The following is a 16692-nucleotide window of genomic DNA, read 5'->3' on the forward strand; positions in this document are numbered from 1 at the left end:
CTACCCCGGGTAGGCTTGTTGGCGTGAAAGGACTTGGCGATCTTGAACGTAGCATCATGGACATCCTCTGGGCGCAGAGCGCTCCCCTGACAGCACGCGAGGTCGGCCGTCTGATCCAGGACCGCGACCTGGCGCCCACGACCGTGATGACCGTACTGGACCGTCTTTCCCGCAAGGGGTTCCTCAACCGCACCCGGGACGGGCGCGCCTGGCGCTACGAGCCCGCCGAGAGCCGGGACGCCTACGTCACCGAGCTCATGCTCGAAGCCCTGGACCTGACCGGAGACCGCAGCGCGGCGCTGACGCGCTTCGCCCAGGCCGTCTCCGGGTCCGAGGCCGAGATCCTGCGAAGAGCCCTCATGGAGCTGGAGGAGCAGTGATCGCGGCGGCTGTCCTGGCGGTTCTCGCCCTGGCATGCGCGGTCGGCGCCTGGCGTCTGACCTCCGCGCGCTGGCCCTGGCGTGCCCCTCGCACGGCCATCCTCCTGTGGCAGTCCCTCGGCGTCACCTGGGGACTCGCCACCACCGGGGCCCTCTTCGCGTACGCCCTGTCCCCTTACGGCGCCGGGGTCGTGCACGGGCTCTCCATCCTGCTGACCAGCGCCGAGTTCGACGTGCGCGAGCCGCACGACGTGATCAGGCTGTGCGCGCTGCTCAGCGGGTTCACCCTTCTCACGGTCCTCGTGGCCGTGCTCGTCGCGGCCGGCGCCCAGACGCTGCGCGCCCGGCGCCGCCACCGCATGCTGCTCAAGCTGATCGCGCGGGACGAGCCCGCCGTCCCCGGCGTCCGCGTGGTCGACCACCCGGGCGCGGCGGCGTACTGCCTGCCGGGGCTGAAGTCCGAGGTCGTGATCAGCGCGGGCACGCTCGACCTGCTCTCGCAGGACGAGCTGGACGCGATGCTCGCGCACGAGCTCGCGCACGCGCGCGAGCGGCACGACCTGGTGCTGCTGCCGTTCGGCGCGCTGCTCCGGGCGCTGCCCTGGTCGGCCGTGGTGCGGGACGCCCAGGAGTCCGTGGCGCTGCTGATCGAGATGGCCGCGGACGACCGCGCCCGCCGCTTCTGCTCGCCGAAGCGGCTCGCCACCGCCCTGCTGCGGTTCGGCGCCGCCACCGCCGTCCCGACGCCGCACGGCGCGCTGGGCGCCACGTCGGGCCAGAACGTGATGGCCCGCGTCAACCGGCTCATCAAGCCCGACATCGACCTTCCGGCGCACGTCAGGTACGGCATCCTGGTCGCGTCCGCGGTCCTGGCCGTCTCGGCTCCGCTGCTCTGGCTGCTGCCCGCCTGATCCTGCGCGCTTGCAGGTGTTTGCCATCGAGTTTGCAATTGCAAGCAGTTCGTGTGCAGACTGGGGGGTATGGAACTACCCAAGGTCGGCTCGATCGGCGAGTACATCCGCGAGCAGCGGCAGCAGGCGAAGATCTCCTTGCGCCAGCTCGCCGCGCAGGCGGGGGTCTCGAATCCCTATCTGAGCCAGGTCGAGCGCGGTCTGCGCAAGCCGAGCGCGGAGATCCTCAACCAGATCGCCAAGGGTCTGCACATCTCCGCGAAGGCGCTGTACGTGCAGGCCGGCCTGATCGAGGACCGCGAGCCGGACAGCGACGTGCTGGCCGCGATCCGGGCCGATGTCACCATCACCGAGCGGCAGCGCCAGGTGTTGATCGACATTTACGAGTCGTTCCGCAAGGAGAACCGCGCCGGGAATCCGGAGGCCCAGCCGTCGCGACCGGCTGAGCCCCCGCCTGGTGACGCGGTTCGTACGGAGAACACCGCCACACCGGATTCCAAGGAAGGTTAACCGATGGCTCTCACCACTGAGGTCAAGAAGATCACCGAGTCCAAGCCGTTCTACGCGGTCGCGGGCGCCGGCGACTACGCCGTCGAGAAGCTGCGCGAGCTGCCCGAGCAGATCCAGAAGCTGCAGGCCCGCCGGGGCGAGCTGCGCGAGACCGCGAAGGACATCCCCGTCCGCGCCCGCGAGTACGCCACGACCGTCCAGGGCAAGGCCGAGGCCGTCGCCAGGGACTTCCCGAACAAGGCCCGCGAGTACGCCGACACCGCCGCCGCCCGGTTCAACGAGCTCTACGACGAGCTGGCCGTGCGCGGCCGCCGGATCGTCAGCAAGGTGAGCGGCGAGGCCGCGCTGGAGCTGGAGGAGGTCTCCAAGTCGGCGGAGCCGTCGGCCGCGGGCGCGCGCAAGCCGGGCCGTGCGCGCACCACGTCCAAGGCGTGACACGCCACCATGCGGGCCCGCACCGGTTCGGCCGGGGCGGGCCCGCGCCGCGTCCGTGATCCGCACCCGGACGGCGAGCCCGGGCGCGCCCCGGCCGCACTAGTCTGGGGGCGACAGAGACCGTGACCGCCTGGGAGAGTCCATGTTCGGCCCCGTCAACAACTTCCTCACCCTGATCTTCTGGCTGCTCTCCATCGGGGCCTTCATCCTGTCGCTCTGGGCGCTGATCCACGCGATCCGGATGCCGGCGCGCGCGTTCGCGGCGGCGGGCAAGCTGACCAAGCAGCTGTGGCTGATCATCCTGGGGCTGGCGACGCTGTTCACCTTCGCGCCCGCGGTCAACTACATGGGCATGGGGATGGGAATGCCGGGCCTGCTCACCATCCTCGCCGTCATCGCGTCCGGCGTGTATCTCGCCGACGTGAAGCCCGCGGTCAGCCAGTACCGTGGCGGCGGCAACCAGGGCCCGTACGGCCCCTGGTGATCTGACCGGGCCGATCCTGCGCAGCCAGACGGTGTTCGACGCGGTCAGATTGACTGGCGCGTCCGCTCAGCCCGGGATGGCCGCGGGAGCCGCCTCGCCGCCGGAGAGGCCGCGCGCCCGCAGGGTCGCCGCCAGCCAGCGCGCCAGCCGCAGATGGCCGTACAGGGTGGGGTGGACGCCGTCGGACAGCAGCACCCTGGCCCGGTCGTCCGCGATCCACCGCTGGGTGAGCGGGTCGAGGAAGGGCACACCGGCCAGCCAGGCCGCGCTCGCGACGGCGTCCCTGGTGCGGTACGCCGACCGGGGCGCGGTGTCGATCCAGATGGGCCCCACGAGCACGATCCTCGTCACCGGCCACCGCTCCCTGACCCGCGTCACCAGGCGGAGCGCCGCCGCGCGGACCGTCGAGGGCCGCGCCCGCCGGTCGTTGTGCCCTCCGGAGACCACGACCAGGTCCGGCGCCGGCCGCCAGGAGAGCTGCCGGTCGAAGGACTGCTCGAACGTGCGGCCCACCCGTCCCGTCGCGACGTAGCCGGTGCCCGAGCCGCCGGCCGTGACGAGCTGCCAGCCCAGGGTCTTCGCCGTGTCGGCCGCGTAGGTGTCCCACTCGGCGACCGGCCCCGAGCCGACCGTGAAGCTGTCGCCGAGGAACATCACCACCGGCGGCCTTCCCTCCGGCGCGGCAGCACTCTGCGCGGCCTGGCTCACCGCTTCGGCGCATCCCGTGAGCAAGGGACAGGCGGCCACCAGGACGGCGGCGCAGACCGTCAGGGAACGCCGGGCTTTCCTGTGCTCGCGCATGGCACCTCGGGTGGGTCTCGTGACGTCCTGCCGCGGCTGGAATCCCCGGTCCCGTGAGTACGGCACATGCCCGTGCCGGGGCGGCCGGGCCCGCAGTTTATCCAGCGAGGCGCGGCCGACTCCGGGGATCGCGGGACTCCTCCCGGGCCTCATGCGCGCGATGCGCCGAATGGAGAGGGTTCCTCCTGTAATGCACCGAGAGCGAAGGGGCGTTTCGGCCGAGCCGTACCCGGTGTTTCGGCTGTCCCTTTTCAGTAAGGCGTCAGAGCCAGTCGCGCCTGCGGAACTCCCGGTACAGCAGCGCCGACACCAGCACGATGAGGAACGTGGAGACCCAGAACCCCCACGGCCGCTCGAACCCGGGGAACGGGAGGTTCTGGCCGTAGAAGCCGGTGATCATGGTGGGGACGGCGATGATGGCGGCCCAGCCGGTCACCCGCTTCATGATCAGGTTGAGCCGGTTGCCCTGCATGGTCAGATGCGCCTCGCGGATGTTCGCGATGAGGTCGCGCAGCGAGTCCACCCACTCGGTGACCCGCAGCACGTGGTCGTACACGTCCTGGTAGTAGGGCACCATCGTCTCCTCGACGAAGTCGCCGTCGCGCCGCAACAGCGTGTTCACGACTTCGCGCATCGGCATGGCGATCCGGCGCAGCACCGCGAGGCCCTTGCGCATCTCGAAGGTCCGGCGCTGCTCGTCCGGTCCGATCGGGCGCTCGTCGAAGAGCGTCTCCTCCAGCGTCTCGACCTGCTCGTCCATGGCCTCGACCGCCTCGAAATGGCTGTCCACCACGTAGTCGAGCAACCCGTGAAGCAGGAAGGCCACGCCGCACCGGGCCAGGCGGGCCGAGGAGTCCCAGCGCCGGACCACCTCGTCGATCGCGAAGCGCTCCGACTTGCGCACCGTGACGAGGACGTTCCCGGTGACGAACGCCGACGCCTCGGCCACGTCGAGGCGTCCTGTCTCCTGGTCGAACGCCCCGGCGTAGACGGTGAGGAACATGTGGGTGTCGTACACGTCGAGCTTGGGCCGCTGCCGGTGCCCGAGCGCGCCCTCGACGGCCAGTTCGTGCAGGCCCAGCTCCTCGCCGATCTCGGCCAGGTCCTCCTCGGAGGGAGCAAACATGTCGAGCCAGACGACCGCCGAGGGGTCGCGCAGGTGGTCGGAGACCTCCGAGACCGGGAAGTCCTCAGCCGCCAGCACCCCGTCCCGATACACGCGCGTACGAGCCATGACGTCACAGACTAGCGACAGCGACATCGGGGCAAACGCGGACCGATAGGGTGCTGGCTCATGGTAAACCTCGCTCGCCGGCTCGGCTTGTCCGTCCTGCTGACCGCGCTCGCGCTCCTCACCGCCGGTGCCCTCGGCGTTCCGGCACACGCGGATCGGGTGACGGCGACGCGGGACGACGTGACGATGGAGCTGCGCAAGGACGGCGTGCTCCATGTCGCGGAGAAGATCACGCTGTCCGGTGGACCGCTGCGCCGCACGCTGCTCACCCGGACGCGTTACGACAACGGCAACGACCGCGTCTACCGCGTGTCGAACGTCCGCGGGGCCACCTTCGACGGCACGACCATGACCATCAGCGGCAGCGGCACCGTCGAGTACGACGTTCGGGGCGCGGTCACGCCCCTCAGCGGCGGCGAGGAACTGCGCTGGTACGCCGTGGCGGGGCCGGCCGAGCACGTGACGGTGACGGTGAGCGGCCCCGGGCGGGCCGAGAACATCTCCTGCTTCGCCGGGGAGCCCGCCTCGGCGATCGGCTGCACCGGCGCCTCGATCGACGAGACCGGGGCGACCGCCATGTTCGAGCAGCAGGGGCTCCGGGACGGCGAGACGCTGACGATCGTCGTCGGTTACCCCAAGGGGGCGACCGGCGCCGCGCCGATCCTGGACCGCCGCTTCGAGCTCGCCAACGCGTTCACGCTGAACATGGTGACCGGGGGCGCGCTGGCGCTGCTGCTGCTCCTGCTCTGCGGCGGCGTCGGACTGCTCTACTGGACCCGCGGCCGGGACGCCCGGGTGGTCGGCGCCCAGTCCGGCGTGGTCGTCGGCCATCAGAACGGTCAGTTCGCACCCCCGCACGACGTGCGGCCCGGACAGATCGGCACGCTGATCGACGAGCAGGCCGACGTGATCGACGTGACCGCGACCATCGTGGACCTCGCCGTGCGCGGTTACCTCCGGATCGACGAGCAGCCCCGGCAGGCGTACGACGCGCCGGACTGGCTTCTGGTCAGGATGCCGTCCGCGCCGGTCGCCTCCCTGCTCCCGTACGAACGCGCGCTTTACGACTCCGTCTTCGAAGGGCGGGACGCCGTACTGCTGTCGCAGCTGCACGGGTCGTTCACCGCCGGGCTCAGCAAGGTCCGCCACGAGCTCTACCGGGACGTGGTGACCCAGGGCTGGTTCGCCCGGCGCCCCGACTCGGTCCGTACCCACTGGACGACCGTCGGCGTGATCGCCGCCGTCCTGGGCGTCGTGGCGACCGTGGCGCTCGCCTGGCTGACCACGTACGCTCTGCTCGGCCTGGCGCTGATCATCGCGGGCGCCGCGCTCGCGGTGGGCGGCCAGTACATGCCCGCGAAGACCGCCAGGGGCGCGACCGTACTCGCCCAGACGCTCGGCTTCCGGGAGCACCTCGTGTCCGGGGAGATCGGCGACATCCCCCCGGCGCAGCGGATCGAGCTGTTCTCCCGCTATCTGCCGTACGCGGTGGTCTTCGACAGCGTGGACCGCTGGGCCCGCGTGGTGGCCTCCATCCACGGTGACGGCCGCCCGGCGGACAACCTCTACTGGTACCAGGGCCCGGCGGAGTGGGACCTGTCGAAGTTCGCCGACTCGATGCGGACCTTCACCACGACGACGTCAGGCGCGATCTCCGCCGCCCGCCTGTTCCGCTCCTTCTAGGCGTGCTGCAACGGGTTCGGCGAGCGGTCAGGGGCGGCGGACGCGGATCTCGCCGACCTGCCTGCCGCCGCCCAGCAGGGGCGAAGTGGCCAGCTCGTCGAGCTCCGGGGCGTCCAGGCCGAGCGCCCGCAGGGCCGCCACGGTCACCGGCACCCGCGCCCGGTCGCCGCCATCCTCGATCTTGACGGCGGCGGCCCGCCCATCGGCGAACGCGAACGCGTCGAACGCCTCGGCTCCCGCCTTGACCATGAGGCCGGGCAGCGCCCGCATCAGCGCCGCCTCGGGCCGTACCGTACCGCTGGTCCATTCGGGGTGGGCGCGCATGGCGTCGGCGATCCGGCGCTCGGGGGTGCCCTCGTCGGCGAGCGTGAAGCTTCGGAAGGCCCGCACCACGCCGACCATGGAGACGAAGAACAGCGGAGCGCCGCACCCGTCCACGCCCGTGGCGGCGACCCGCTCCCCGGTGAGCTCCTCGACGGTGGCCCGGATCGCCCTCTGCAGCGGATGGCCCGGGTCGAGGTACGTCTCGACCGGCCAGCCGTTCACCACGCAGGTCGCCAGCATGGCCGAATGCTTGCCCGAGCAGTTCATGAAGATCCGGGCGGGCTCGACGTGCGCCTGGATCGCCCGGTTCCGCGCCTCAGCGTGCTGGGGCAGGGCCTCGGGGCAGCCGAGGGCGCTCTCGTCCAGCCCGGCCTCGGCCAGGATCTTGCGCGCCCCCTCGACGTGGAAGTCCTCGCCCGCGTGGCTGGCGCAGGCGAGCGCCAGCAACTCGTCCTCAAGCGGGAGCCCCGAACGCACCATGCCGAGCGCCTGCAGCGGCTTCATCGAGGATCGCGGCGACACCAGGGTGGCCGTCTCCCCGTGGCACATGACAGGAGCCCCGGACGCGTCCACGGCGAGCACCCGCGCCCCGTGGACGGACTCCACGAACCCGGAGCGGACCACCTCGACGATCAGTTCGGACATACGGCGAGTGTACGCATGAATAGGGATACACCCGACCCGCCGCAGACCGCCCGGTTTCTCCCCGCCCGATCCGGTCACTTCCGCCCGGACGTGGCAGAATTCGGGGCCATGCGTGCGGTCGTGCAGCGGGTCAGCTCCGCGTCGGTGGTGGTGGACGGCGAGGTCGTGGGAGCGATCGACGAGCCCGGCCTGCTCGTCCTGATCGGGGCCACCCACACCGACGGCCCGGCCGAGGCGGCCCGGCTGGCCGGGAAGCTCTGGGGGCTGCGCATCCTGCACGGCGAGAAGTCCTGCTCGGACGTCGGCGCCCCGCTGCTCGTGGTGAGCCAGTTCACGCTGTACGGCGATGCTCGCAAGGGGCGGCGGCCCACGTGGCAGGCGGCCGCGCCCGGGCCGGTGGCCGAGCCGCTGGTCGAGGCGGTCGTGTCCGAGCTCAGATCGCTGGGCGCCCGAGTGGAGACCGGAGTCTTCGGCGCCGACATGAAGGTGTCGCTGACAAACGACGGCCCGATCACCTTACTGATCGAGGTTTGACGCGGATCTTCCTCTGTTAGGGTCGTTCCTCGCCCGAGATCGGAACGCCCATAACCCCCGGGGAGGGTCATGCGTACCACCCGAACGCTCGCCGTCGCAGCCGCCGCGCTCGCCGTGGCGGCGGCGCCGACCGCGGCTCACGCCCAGGCACCCACCGCGTCCGTCGCCTACCACGGCATCACCTCGGCACAGCAGGTGCAGAAGTTCCAGGAGCTGAGCGGCAAGGGCTACGTCCCCGTCAGCCTGAGCATCTCCTCCGGTCCCAGCTACGCCGGCGTGTGGGTCAAGTCGTCCGGCGTCACCTGGGCCATGTATCAGGACATGTCCGCCCAGGGCTACCAGCAGCGGTTCGACGAGTACTACGCGAAGGGCTACCAGCCCACGGTCGTCACGGCCACCGGCAGCGGCGACACCGCCCGTTTCGCGGCCGTCTTCGTGAAGAAGTCGGGCAAGTTCGTCGCCCGGCACAACATGACCACCGCGCAGCTCACCGCGGCGAACGCCGACGCCGTCGCCAAGGGGCTCGTGCTGACGTCGGTCGACGTGTACGGCACCGCCGCCGCCCCGATGTACGCGGCGATCTGGACGGCCAACACCTCCGGCGTCCGGTCGGAGGTCACCGTCGGCAAGTCGTACGCGGAGCACGACGCCGAGTTCAAGGCGCGCGTCTCCAACGGCTACCGCCCCGGCTACATAGCGGTGGGCCCCGGCGGCACGTACACGACCGTCTGGCGCAACGACAAGATCAGCGGCTGGTTCGAGCACACCGGAATGTCGAGCTCGGGCTACCAGAGCCGGTTCAACGAGCTCAAGACCGACGGCTACTTCCCCGCCCAGGTGAACAGCGAGGACGGCAAGTACGCCGCCATCTGGACGAAATAAGACCTCACCTGTCGCCGGTCGACCGCGCCAGGACGGGCTCCAAGCACCACTCCGTTGGGACTTTCTCATAGCAGTCGGGCGCGCGCGGCCTCACAGCCGGGATCTCAGCACGTCGATCTCACAGCCCGGCGCGAACGGGTCGAAGCCGTGCTCGACCAGCCAGCGAACCACCAGCAGGCTTCGCAACGACCACCACCCGCGGATCACGTCGAGGTCGACGTCGGTGCCATAGCCGGCGACGACGTCGCCGAGGTGCTTCTCGTGTCCGAGCGTCAAGGTGGCGAGGTCGAACAGGGCATCACCTTGGCCCGCCTCGGACCAGTCGATGATGCCCGTGATCTCGTCGCCGTCGACGAACACGTGAGCGATCTGCAGGTCGCCGTGCGTGAACGCCGGACTCCAGGGCCGGAGCGCGGCCTCGGCGACCTGGCGGTTGCGGGTGACCAGGTCGGCGGGCAGGACGCCGTTCGTCACGAGCCACTCGCACTCGCCGTCGAGTTCCGCCGCCAACTCGTCGAGGCCCCGGCCGGCCCGGCCGGGCCTGGGCGGCAACGGCGCGTCGTGCAACCTCCGGATGGCGGCGCCCGCCGCGGCCCACGCCGCCGGGGACGCGGTCGACGGCTCGCCGAGGCGGCCGAGCGCCGTCCCCGGGACTGCGGCGATCGCGAGCACCGGCGGCTTGTGCCACAGGACCTTCGGGGTCGGGACCGGCGCCAGGGCCATCGCCTCGACCTCGACGTCGATGCGCGCCTGATCGGCGTCCACCTTCAGGAACACGTCGCCGACGCGCAGAGTCGCGCGCTCGGAATGGGCGACGACCATTTTGACCTCGTCCATGGGCGACCAGTATCCCGGGGGTGATCGTCAACGTCACCAGCTTTATCGCGTGCGATCGCGTGCGATCGCACGGCTGACCGCGTCCCGCTACCAAGCGGCCTCATACGCGACACCGGCCCCTGACCAGGTCGAGTCCACCACTTTTGTTAGGAGCCCTTATTCGCCCCGTTGGCGCTCGGCGGCTCGGGACGCCCTGAAAAACCCCCGAAGGGCGTGATCACCCCTGATCACGCCCTTCACGCCGTTCCACTCCCCAATTTGCCGGTGAGTGAGCGCTGCGAGCGCAATCAGGCACAGCCCCGAGCCCGTCGAGCGCCAGCGAGGTAATCAGGTACGGATGCGGCGGCGCAGGGCGGGGTCGATCTGCACGTTGCGCCCGGCGTCCGGCGGCACGACGACCTCCTGCGACGCCGGCACGCCGCCCGCGAGCAGGACCGCGTCCACCGGGACGGTCCGCTTCACGACCGCCAGCGCGATGGGCCCGAGCTCGTGGTGGCGTGCGGACGAGCCGACGAAGCCGATCTGCGGCGCCTCGGCGTCCTCCTGGGTCTCCGTTCCCTGCCCCTGGATCGTCACCGGGGCGCCGTGCGGGGGCAGCGTGTCCATGCTGCCGTCCAGGTGCAGGAAGACCAGCCGGCGCGGCGGATGGCCGAGGTTGTGGACCCGGGCGACCGTCTCCTGGCCGCGGTAGCAGCCCTTGCTCAGGTGCAGCGCCGCGCCGATCCAGCCGACCTCGTGCGGGATCGTCTTGTGGTCGGTGTCGAACCCGAGACGCGGCTCGTGCGCCTCGATGCGCAGCGCCTCGTAGGCCCACAGCCCGGCCGGGCGCAGCCCGAGGTCCTCCACGGCGGTCGCCAGCCGGACGCGCGGGATCAGCAGGTCTCCGCCGATCACGACGCTCCCCTCGGGCAGGCCGTCCGGCACGTGTACGGCACCGCCGGGGGCGGCGACGGAGACGACGGCGTACTCGGAGGTGACGTCGGCGACCTCCACCCGGAGCATGAAGCGCATCTTCTCCAGGAAGGCGACCAGGTCGGCGGCGGTTCCGGGCTCGACGTGCGCCCAGACCGCCTCTCCGTCGTCCACCAGGACGAGGTGGTGCTCGACCCGTCCCTGCGGATCGAGGAACAGCGTCTGGGTGGGCGTTCCGGGCGCGAGATCGTCGAGCTTCTGGGAGCTCAGGCTGTTGAGCCAGCTGAGCCGGTCGGGGCCGGAGACACGGATGACCTCCCGGTGGCTCCGGTCCACGAGCGCCTCGCCGTTCGCGAGCGCCCGCTGCTCGGCGAAGGGCTCTCCATAGTGAGCGGCGACCGTCGCGTCAGGGCCTTCGGCGGCGACGGCTCCGGGTGTGTCCAGCAAAGGGCTGCGCATGACTCAAGGCTATTGCCGCCCGCCGCGCCGCGAAGCCGCGGGAGCGCCCCGAGATCAGCGGCAGTCGCGGCAGCGGCCGAAGACGGTCAGGTGGCGGACGTCCGTCGCGAACCCCAGCTCGTCCTCCAGGGTGCCGACGAGCCCCTGGACCATCTCGGGCCGGACCTCGGTCACCTCGCCGCAGCCCCGGCACACGAGGTGCACGTGGTCGGCCTCGGACGCCAGATGGTAGGTCGGCGCGCCGTGCCCGAGATGGGTGTGGGTGACCATGCCGAGCTCTTCGAGGAGCTCCAGCGTGCGGTAGACGGTCGAGATGTTGACGCCGCGCGCCGTCTCCTGCACCCGCGAGCAGATGTCCTCCGGCGTCGCGTGACCGAGCGAGGAGACCGCCTCCAGCACCAGTTGACGCTGAGGTGTGACCCGGTAGCCGCGTGCCCGCAGCTCCTCGTGCCAAGTGTCGGTCATGCACAGAGTGTACGAGCCTATGGGCGACCGATCGGCATAAATCCGTCGCCGATTAATTCGGTTGCCGCCCCTCTGGACGTCGCATAGCGTACGAGGCACGCAGAAAGGAGGTGGTCCAAACAATGGTGATTCATAGTTGGACTAGCGAGGTGGCTGTCCGCTAGGACGCCGTCCATTCGGACCTCCGTCCGGATGTCGTACGACGTCCGGCGAATCCACGACAGACACCGGAACCCCGGGCAGCCGGCGGTGTGGGACCCGTTCCCCGCCTTGGTCCAGCCGGCCCGCCTCACCCAGAGGTGGAGCGCGCCCGGGGTTCTTTCTTTTCCCGTGAGGGTGGGGATCGGGGTCAGACGCCCAGAGCCTCGGGGTTGACGCAGTGCAGCGGCGGCTCTCCGCCGAGCAGGCGCACGATGTCCCCGCAAATCATCCGGCTGTGGTTCACCTCGGTGTCGTACGTCTCGCCGCCGATGCCCGGGGTCAGCACGACGTTGTCCATGCCGAGTAGAGGGCCGACCAGAGGGTGGTGCGGATCCGGGGGGACGTGGTCGAGCGCCGCGCCGCCGAGATGTCCGGTCTTCAGAGCGCCGACCAGCGCCTCGGCGTCGTGGAACTCGGGGCGGGCGGTGTTGATGAAGATCGCTCCCGGCTTCATGGCGGCGAACTCGGCCGCGCCGATCATGGCGCCGGGCCGAGGGGTGCCGAACGCGCCCGGTGTGCCGAACGCGCCGCTGTCGCGGACGGGCACGCCGTGGACGGAGACCACGTCGGCCTCGGCGAGCAGCCGGTCGATGCCGGGCCGGGCCCGTGGCGTGTCTGGGCCGTGGGCGATCACGCGCATCCCGAGCCCCTTCATGCGCCAGGTGACCGCCCGCGCCGACGGGCCGCCGCCGACGATGCCGAAGGTCCGGCCGGCCAGCTCCCAGGACCGGTGCCGCTCGCGCTCCTCGCGCGTACGGCCGGCCCTGAGGTCGCCGTCGGCCACCAGCAGCCGGCGGTTCACGGCCAGCAGCAGCGCGAGGGTGAGCTCGGCGATGCCGTCGGCGTCGCGTCCGGGGGCGCACAGCACGGGGATGCCCCGGGCCGTGGCCGCCGCGATGTCCACGTTGACCGGCTCCGCTCGCGTGCAGGCGACCGCCATCAGGGGCAGGTCGAGCACCGGCCCGCCGACCTCGTCTCCGTCGGTGATGAGGATGCGGGCGTGCTCCTCCGCCAGCCGGGCGGCCAGCTCCGCCGCCGGGTAGCGGCCCGGCGGGCGCTGGACCGGGACCGGCTCGTAGATCACCTCGGCCAGCTCACGCAGCCGGGCCCACGCGGGACCCCGCATCGGCGCCAGCACCAACGCCCGTGGTCTCATCGCATCTCCTCGTCCGCCGGTCGGTATCCGCCCGTGACATCGGTCCGTACATGTCGGCCCGTATGGGTCGGTGCGTAGATATCGCCCGGAAACGGCGCGGCGTGACAGCCGGACTCCGCGCGGCGTGACGAGCCGTGCGGCGAGGAGGGCGCGGGCCTACTCGTCCGGGGTGAAGTCGGCGACCTTCTTCAGCTCGGCCGACGTGTGCGACTGCAGCGGGTGCCCCATGGCCGCCATGTCGTACGCGTACATCAGGTTGCCGTTGACCAGCCCGTACAGCCGGTGGCCGGCCGAGTAGTCCTTCGCGGTGTCGGTGCGGGCGACCAGGTCGGTGCGCAGCTCGATCTTGTGGAAGACGACCTCGCCCAGGTAGATCTCCACGATGCCGGTCGGATGCGCGATGCAGACCTCGAGCTGCCGCTCCGGCTGGATGCGCCAGAAGCCCGACTCGGTCGCCAGCGGCCGTACCTTGGCGCCCTCGTCGTCGAGCAGCCAGGTCCGGCTGTTGTACGTCAGGAAGGGCTTGCCGTTGTGCCCGAAAACGATCTCCTGCCCGAAGTTCGCGCTCTCCATCGTGGGGTAGCCGACCACGCCGGCTCCCTCCCAGCGGCCGAGCAGGAAGGCGATCGGCTCAAGGTCAGGGTGTACGTCCATAAGACAGGAGCTTAGGGCGTGTTCCGGGCGTCCGCCCCGGTCGTCGATCCTCGCCGCCAATGTCCATCTTGTACGGCTTTGCGGCGGATGTAGGCTGCGGGCATGGCACGATCTCTGGTCATCAAGGTCACGGCCGGGGCGGACGCGCCGGAGCGGTGCAACCAGGCCTTCAACGTCGCGGTCGCGGCCCTGGTCAGCGGCGTACCGGTCTCCCTGTGGCTGACCGGCGAGTCCTCCTGGTTCGCCCTCCCGGGCCGGGCCAAGGAGTTCAACCTGGAGGAGGCCGCCCCGCTGGCTGACCTACTCGACGCGGTGCTCGCCGGGGGCAAGGTCACGCTCTGCACCCAGTGTGCGGCGCGGCGCGGCATCACCGTGGACGACGTGATCGACGGCGTCCGGATCGCGGGCGCGTCCACGTTCGTCGAGGAGATCCTCGGCGACGACGTCCAGGCCCTGGTGTACTGACCCGCGCCGCTCCCGCGGCGGCTCCGGGAAGAACGGCCGCGGGAAGGCGGGGCGTACGGCCCGCCGGGCGGGTTCAGGCGGGCAGGACGGCGGCGAGCCGCTCCTCGCGCAGCCGCTGGTACCAGGTGTCGTCGATCGGGGCGAGCGGCCCGACCGTCCAGGCGAGCAACAGGTCGGCGAGAGCCGGGTTGCGGGCCAGCGCGGGGCCGTGCAGGTAGGTGCCGATCACCTTGCCCGCATAACAGCCCTCGGTGCCGTCGCCGTTGCCCGTGCCGACGATCGTCCGCGACAGCGGCCGCACGCCCGGCCCCAGCCGGGTGACGCCCATGTGGTTCTCGAAGCCGGTCAGCGTGGGCAGGCCCAGCGCCGGATCGACCTCCGCGGCCAGCTCGCCGACCGCGCGGCGCTCCCCGCGGCCTGAGCTGATGTCCAGAAGGCCGAGGCCGGGCACCGGCTGGCCCTCCTCACCGCCGAAGACCGACCCCATGATCTGGTAGCCCGCGCAGACGGCCAGGAGCGCGGCCCCGTGGGCGACGGCACGGTTGAGGCCGCCGTCCTTGCGCAGCCGTTCGGCGCCCAGGATCTGCGGGCGGTCCTCGCCGCCGCCGATCAGGTAGATGTCCCCCTGATCGGGCACCGGGTCGGACGAGCGCACGTGGACCGTCTCGACCGACAGGCCGCGCGCGCGGGCCCGCTGCTCCAGGATCAGGACGTTGCCCTGGTCACCGTACGTGCTGAGCAGGTCCGGATAGATCCAGACGAGGCGAACGTGAGAGGTCATGCCGGGACTCCACTCGTCGGGCGGCGGCCGTGGTCACTCCGCACGGCCGAACTCCGTACGGATCTGCTGGAAGGCGGTGTAGTTGGCGATCACGTCGATGCGGCCGGGCGGCAGCACGGCGACCGCCTGTCCGAACGAGTCGCAGAGCTGGAACGGCACCCCGGCGACGTACAGCCGGAGGGCGAGGTCGCGGCGGCGCTCCCCGGTCACCAGGACGGGACGCCCGCGCAGGATCCGGTAGTCCACGTCCCAGAGCCAGGACGTGTCACGTCCGTCGGGTCCCTGCGCGTTGACCGACAGGATGATCGGCAGCGAGGGGTCGGCGACGTCGAACGCCTCCAGCCAGCCGGCGGGGTTCTTGGCGAGCAGCAGCCGCAGCGACCGGCCGTCGCGCTCGACCGTGGTGTAGCGCCCGGCGACCGAGGTCACCTCGCGCAGCCCCAGGAGGGCGTGGCCGGGTTCGAGCCCGAACGCCGCCACGGTGGCGAGGGCGATCGCGGCGTTCGACCGGTTCGCCTGGCCGGGAAGCTGCAGGTCCAGCCGCCACCGCTGGCCGCGCGGGTCGATCACGTCCTCGCCGTCGAGCACCCAGGACGGCGTGGGACGGCGGAAGGCGCACTCCCGGCAGGCCCAGTCGACGCCCTTGCGGTCGAGCGGCCCTCCGCACTCCGGGCAGCACCAGGAGTCCTCGCGCCAGCGCTGGCCCGCGGACACCCAGGTGACCCTGGCCGAGCCGGTCGCCGCCCAGGTGACCAGCGGATCGTCGCAGTTGGCGATCACCAGCGTGGGCTGCGCGGCGAGGGCGCGGCGCCACTTCTGGGCGAGCAGCCAGATCTCCGCGGCGCGGTCCATCTGGTCGCGGCTGAGGTTCATCAGGCAGACGACACCGGCCCGCGTGGTGTCGAGCACCTCGGGGAGGTACTTCTCGTCGACCTCCAGCACGGCGTACGGCGCGTCCTTCGCCGTGGAGAGCGCCGATACGTGACCGGCGGGCATGTTGGCGCCGAAGGCGTTGGTGGCCACCTCGCCCAGTTGCCGCAGGGCAGAGGTGATCAGACGGGTGGTCGTGGTCTTGCCGTTGGTGGCGCTGACCAGGGCGAGCCTGCGGTCCGCCGCGAGCTGGCGCAGCAGGTCCGGCTCCAGCATCAACCCGACCCGTCCGCCGATCACCGAGCCGTCGCCGCGCCCGGTGGCCCGGGACAGGGTCGCGGCCGTACGGCCCAGAGCACTGGCGAGCTGCGCCCGCAACGGAAGCTGACTCATGCGCTCCTCCTCATGCCGCTCACCATAATGCGCGGATCGATCCTATTCGGATTCGTCCAGGTCACCGCCTCGGCGTAGGGTCGGGGGCGCACACGAAAACGCGGCCCGGTTGGTAGCCCGGGCGAGTTCTTCGTATCCGCCCTCTCCAGGGATGTCCGGTGTGCCGGTCAGCGGCCTCGTCAGGCCGTCGTTCGGCATACGCACTGGAGAGCAGCGATGGTCATCCTGTCCGTCTTCTTCGATTCCCCGTTCTGGGTCGGCGTACTGGAGATCCAGGAGAACGGGGAGCTTCGGGCGGTCCGTTTCGTGTTCGGCTCCGAGCCCACCGATCCCGAGCTTTACGAGTTCCTCATGCGCAACGGCGTGGCCCTGCTGGAGCGGGCCGCGTCCGCCCCGCCGGTGAGCGCGAAGGCGTCGGCGGACCGGCGGCCCAACCCCAAGCGGGCCGCCAAGCTCGCGAGCCGGGCGGTCAGGACGATGCGGAGCACCGCCTCCCAGGAGGCGATGCGGCTGGAACTGGAGAGCCGCAAGCGCGAAGCGGCGGCCGACCGCAAGGCCGGCAGGAAGGCCGATGAGGAGCACCGCCGGGAGGTGGCCCGCCGCAAGCGGATCGAGCGCAAACGGGACCGGTGAGCCCTGCCGCCGCCGACGTCCACGGTCAGTACCGCCAGTGCGC

At 71.2% G+C, this 16692-nt stretch carries 20 protein-coding genes; 10 read left to right on the plus strand and 10 right to left on the minus strand.

Translation table 11 applies throughout. From position 1 onward, the window contains the following. Nucleotides 1-23: 23 nt before the first annotated feature. From AWQ68_RS02700 to AWQ68_RS02720, 5 genes are all read left to right on the plus strand, one after another. The gene (locus tag AWQ68_RS02700) at nt 24-380 is read left to right on the plus strand and encodes a BlaI/MecI/CopY family transcriptional regulator (RefSeq protein ID WP_281217583.1); all 357 of its coding nucleotides are present in this window, start codon (nt 24-26) and stop codon (nt 378-380) included. Next, nucleotides 377-1291, plus strand: coding sequence for a M56 family metallopeptidase (locus AWQ68_RS02705; protein WP_066933866.1), 915 nt, complete (start codon nt 377-379; stop codon nt 1289-1291). The genes AWQ68_RS02700 and AWQ68_RS02705 overlap by 4 nt, the downstream gene beginning before the upstream one ends. Before the next feature lie 69 nt (nt 1292-1360). After that, nucleotides 1361-1801: a helix-turn-helix domain-containing protein gene (locus tag AWQ68_RS02710; protein WP_066933870.1), complete on the plus strand. Its 441-nt coding sequence runs from the start codon at nt 1361-1363 to the stop codon at nt 1799-1801. Nucleotides 1802-1804: 3 nt separating this feature from the next. Then, nucleotides 1805-2236 (plus strand): hypothetical protein, encoded by a 432-nt coding sequence (locus tag AWQ68_RS02715; RefSeq protein ID WP_066933872.1) that lies wholly within the window; start codon nt 1805-1807, stop codon nt 2234-2236. A 142-nt stretch (nt 2237-2378) separates the two neighbouring features. After that, entirely contained in the window at nt 2379-2720 is a 342-nt protein-coding gene (locus AWQ68_RS02720) for a DUF2516 family protein (protein WP_066933875.1), read from the plus strand. Nucleotides 2721-2786: 66 nt separating this feature from the next. Here AWQ68_RS02720 and AWQ68_RS02725 read toward each other — a convergent pair whose 3' ends face one another. After that, nucleotides 2787-3521 (minus strand): SGNH/GDSL hydrolase family protein, encoded by a 735-nt coding sequence (locus tag AWQ68_RS02725; RefSeq protein WP_169808836.1) that lies wholly within the window; start codon nt 3519-3521, stop codon nt 2787-2789. A 262-nt stretch (nt 3522-3783) separates the two neighbouring features. After that, the gene (locus AWQ68_RS02730; protein WP_174554070.1) at nt 3784-4755 is read right to left on the minus strand and encodes a magnesium transporter CorA family protein; all 972 of its coding nucleotides are present in this window, start codon (nt 4753-4755) and stop codon (nt 3784-3786) included. 60 nt (nt 4756-4815) lie between these two features. On the opposite strand from AWQ68_RS02730, the gene AWQ68_RS02735 reads away from it, so the two are divergent. After that, complete coding sequence (locus AWQ68_RS02735) at nt 4816-6438, plus strand: DUF2207 domain-containing protein (protein ID WP_066933878.1); 1623 nt, start codon at nt 4816-4818, stop codon at nt 6436-6438. 27 nt (nt 6439-6465) lie between these two features. Here the strand turns inward: AWQ68_RS02735 and AWQ68_RS02740 are convergent, their stop codons facing one another. Continuing rightward, entirely contained in the window at nt 6466-7407 is a 942-nt protein-coding gene (locus AWQ68_RS02740; protein ID WP_066933881.1) for an asparaginase, read from the minus strand. A gap of 108 nt (nt 7408-7515) precedes the next feature. Between AWQ68_RS02740 and dtd the strand changes: the two genes are divergently transcribed. Together dtd and AWQ68_RS02750 are read left to right on the plus strand one after the other, a co-directional pair. After that, complete coding sequence (dtd, locus tag AWQ68_RS02745; RefSeq protein WP_066933885.1) at nt 7516-7941, plus strand: D-aminoacyl-tRNA deacylase; 426 nt, start codon at nt 7516-7518, stop codon at nt 7939-7941. A 69-nt stretch (nt 7942-8010) separates the two neighbouring features. Then, nucleotides 8011-8823 carry a hypothetical protein gene (locus AWQ68_RS02750; RefSeq protein WP_066933888.1) on the plus strand — a complete coding sequence of 271 codons (813 nt, stop codon included), beginning with the start codon at nt 8011-8013 and terminating at the stop codon, nt 8821-8823. Nucleotides 8824-8913: 90 nt separating this feature from the next. Here the strand turns inward: AWQ68_RS02750 and AWQ68_RS02755 are convergent, their stop codons facing one another. The 5 genes from AWQ68_RS02755 to AWQ68_RS02775 all read right to left on the minus strand — a co-directional run bounded on the left by AWQ68_RS02755 (nt 8914) and on the right by AWQ68_RS02775 (nt 13507). Beyond that, nucleotides 8914-9660, minus strand: coding sequence for a phosphotransferase family protein (locus AWQ68_RS02755; RefSeq protein ID WP_066933892.1), 747 nt, complete (start codon nt 9658-9660; stop codon nt 8914-8916). 327 nt (nt 9661-9987) lie between these two features. After that, nucleotides 9988-11031 (minus strand): CAF17-like 4Fe-4S cluster assembly/insertion protein YgfZ, encoded by a 1044-nt coding sequence (ygfZ, locus tag AWQ68_RS02760; RefSeq protein ID WP_066933895.1) that lies wholly within the window; start codon nt 11029-11031, stop codon nt 9988-9990. 54 nt (nt 11032-11085) lie between these two features. Further along, nucleotides 11086-11496 (minus strand): Fur family transcriptional regulator, encoded by a 411-nt coding sequence (locus tag AWQ68_RS02765; protein ID WP_066933898.1) that lies wholly within the window; start codon nt 11494-11496, stop codon nt 11086-11088. A 349-nt stretch (nt 11497-11845) separates the two neighbouring features. Further along, nucleotides 11846-12853, minus strand: a complete 1008-nt coding sequence (locus AWQ68_RS02770) for an NAD(P)-dependent oxidoreductase (RefSeq protein WP_066933901.1) — start codon at nt 12851-12853, stop codon at nt 11846-11848. A gap of 156 nt (nt 12854-13009) precedes the next feature. After that, nucleotides 13010-13507: a heme-binding beta-barrel domain-containing protein gene (locus AWQ68_RS02775; protein WP_066933904.1), complete on the minus strand. Its 498-nt coding sequence runs from the start codon at nt 13505-13507 to the stop codon at nt 13010-13012. A 102-nt stretch (nt 13508-13609) separates the two neighbouring features. Between AWQ68_RS02775 and AWQ68_RS02780 the strand changes: the two genes are divergently transcribed. Then, the gene (locus tag AWQ68_RS02780; protein WP_066933907.1) at nt 13610-13972 is read left to right on the plus strand and encodes a DsrE family protein; all 363 of its coding nucleotides are present in this window, start codon (nt 13610-13612) and stop codon (nt 13970-13972) included. A 73-nt stretch (nt 13973-14045) separates the two neighbouring features. On the opposite strand, the gene AWQ68_RS02785 is transcribed toward AWQ68_RS02780, so the two are convergent. After that, nucleotides 14046-14753, minus strand: coding sequence for a type 1 glutamine amidotransferase (locus tag AWQ68_RS02785; protein ID WP_066933910.1), 708 nt, complete (start codon nt 14751-14753; stop codon nt 14046-14048). Nucleotides 14754-14786: 33 nt separating this feature from the next. Beyond that, nucleotides 14787-16016, minus strand: a complete 1230-nt coding sequence (locus AWQ68_RS02790) for a MurT ligase domain-containing protein (RefSeq protein WP_066933913.1) — start codon at nt 16014-16016, stop codon at nt 14787-14789. A 216-nt stretch (nt 16017-16232) separates the two neighbouring features. Here AWQ68_RS02790 and AWQ68_RS02795 point away from each other — a divergent pair, with 216 nt between their 5' ends. Beyond that, nucleotides 16233-16649: a YjdF family protein gene (locus AWQ68_RS02795; protein WP_066933915.1), complete on the plus strand. Its 417-nt coding sequence runs from the start codon at nt 16233-16235 to the stop codon at nt 16647-16649. Nucleotides 16650-16692: the final 43 nt, after the last annotated feature.

The organism is Microtetraspora fusca, from assembly GCF_001570365.1.
Lineage (GTDB): Bacteria > Actinomycetota > Actinomycetes > Streptosporangiales > Streptosporangiaceae > Microtetraspora > Microtetraspora fusca.

Coding starts and splice junctions, on each gene's coding strand:
- AWQ68_RS02790 (WP_066933913.1), bottom strand. CDS start 16,016: ATGAGTCAGCTTCCGTTGCGGGCGCAGCTCGCCAGTGCTCTGGGCCGT.
- AWQ68_RS02730 (WP_174554070.1), bottom strand. CDS start 4,755: ATGGCTCGTACGCGCGTGTATCGGGACGGGGTGCTGGCGGCTGAGGAC.
- AWQ68_RS02715 (WP_066933872.1), top strand. CDS start 1,805: ATGGCTCTCACCACTGAGGTCAAGAAGATCACCGAGTCCAAGCCGTTC.
- AWQ68_RS02735 (WP_066933878.1), top strand. CDS start 4,816: ATGGTAAACCTCGCTCGCCGGCTCGGCTTGTCCGTCCTGCTGACCGCG.
- AWQ68_RS02770 (WP_066933901.1), bottom strand. CDS start 12,853: ATGAGACCACGGGCGTTGGTGCTGGCGCCGATGCGGGGTCCCGCGTGG.
- AWQ68_RS02740 (WP_066933881.1), bottom strand. CDS start 7,407: ATGTCCGAACTGATCGTCGAGGTGGTCCGCTCCGGGTTCGTGGAGTCC.
- AWQ68_RS02765 (WP_066933898.1), bottom strand. CDS start 11,496: ATGACCGACACTTGGCACGAGGAGCTGCGGGCACGCGGCTACCGGGTC.
- AWQ68_RS02775 (WP_066933904.1), bottom strand. CDS start 13,507: ATGGACGTACACCCTGACCTTGAGCCGATCGCCTTCCTGCTCGGCCGC.
- ygfZ (WP_066933895.1), bottom strand. CDS start 11,031: ATGCGCAGCCCTTTGCTGGACACACCCGGAGCCGTCGCCGCCGAAGGC.
- AWQ68_RS02750 (WP_066933888.1), top strand. CDS start 8,011: ATGCGTACCACCCGAACGCTCGCCGTCGCAGCCGCCGCGCTCGCCGTG.
- AWQ68_RS02795 (WP_066933915.1), top strand. CDS start 16,233: ATGGTCATCCTGTCCGTCTTCTTCGATTCCCCGTTCTGGGTCGGCGTA.
- AWQ68_RS02785 (WP_066933910.1), bottom strand. CDS start 14,753: ATGACCTCTCACGTTCGCCTCGTCTGGATCTATCCGGACCTGCTCAGC.
- AWQ68_RS02710 (WP_066933870.1), top strand. CDS start 1,361: ATGGAACTACCCAAGGTCGGCTCGATCGGCGAGTACATCCGCGAGCAG.
- AWQ68_RS02720 (WP_066933875.1), top strand. CDS start 2,379: ATGTTCGGCCCCGTCAACAACTTCCTCACCCTGATCTTCTGGCTGCTC.
- AWQ68_RS02755 (WP_066933892.1), bottom strand. CDS start 9,660: ATGGACGAGGTCAAAATGGTCGTCGCCCATTCCGAGCGCGCGACTCTG.
- dtd (WP_066933885.1), top strand. CDS start 7,516: ATGCGTGCGGTCGTGCAGCGGGTCAGCTCCGCGTCGGTGGTGGTGGAC.
- AWQ68_RS02725 (WP_169808836.1), bottom strand. CDS start 3,521: ATGCGCGAGCACAGGAAAGCCCGGCGTTCCCTGACGGTCTGCGCCGCC.
- AWQ68_RS02780 (WP_066933907.1), top strand. CDS start 13,610: ATGGCACGATCTCTGGTCATCAAGGTCACGGCCGGGGCGGACGCGCCG.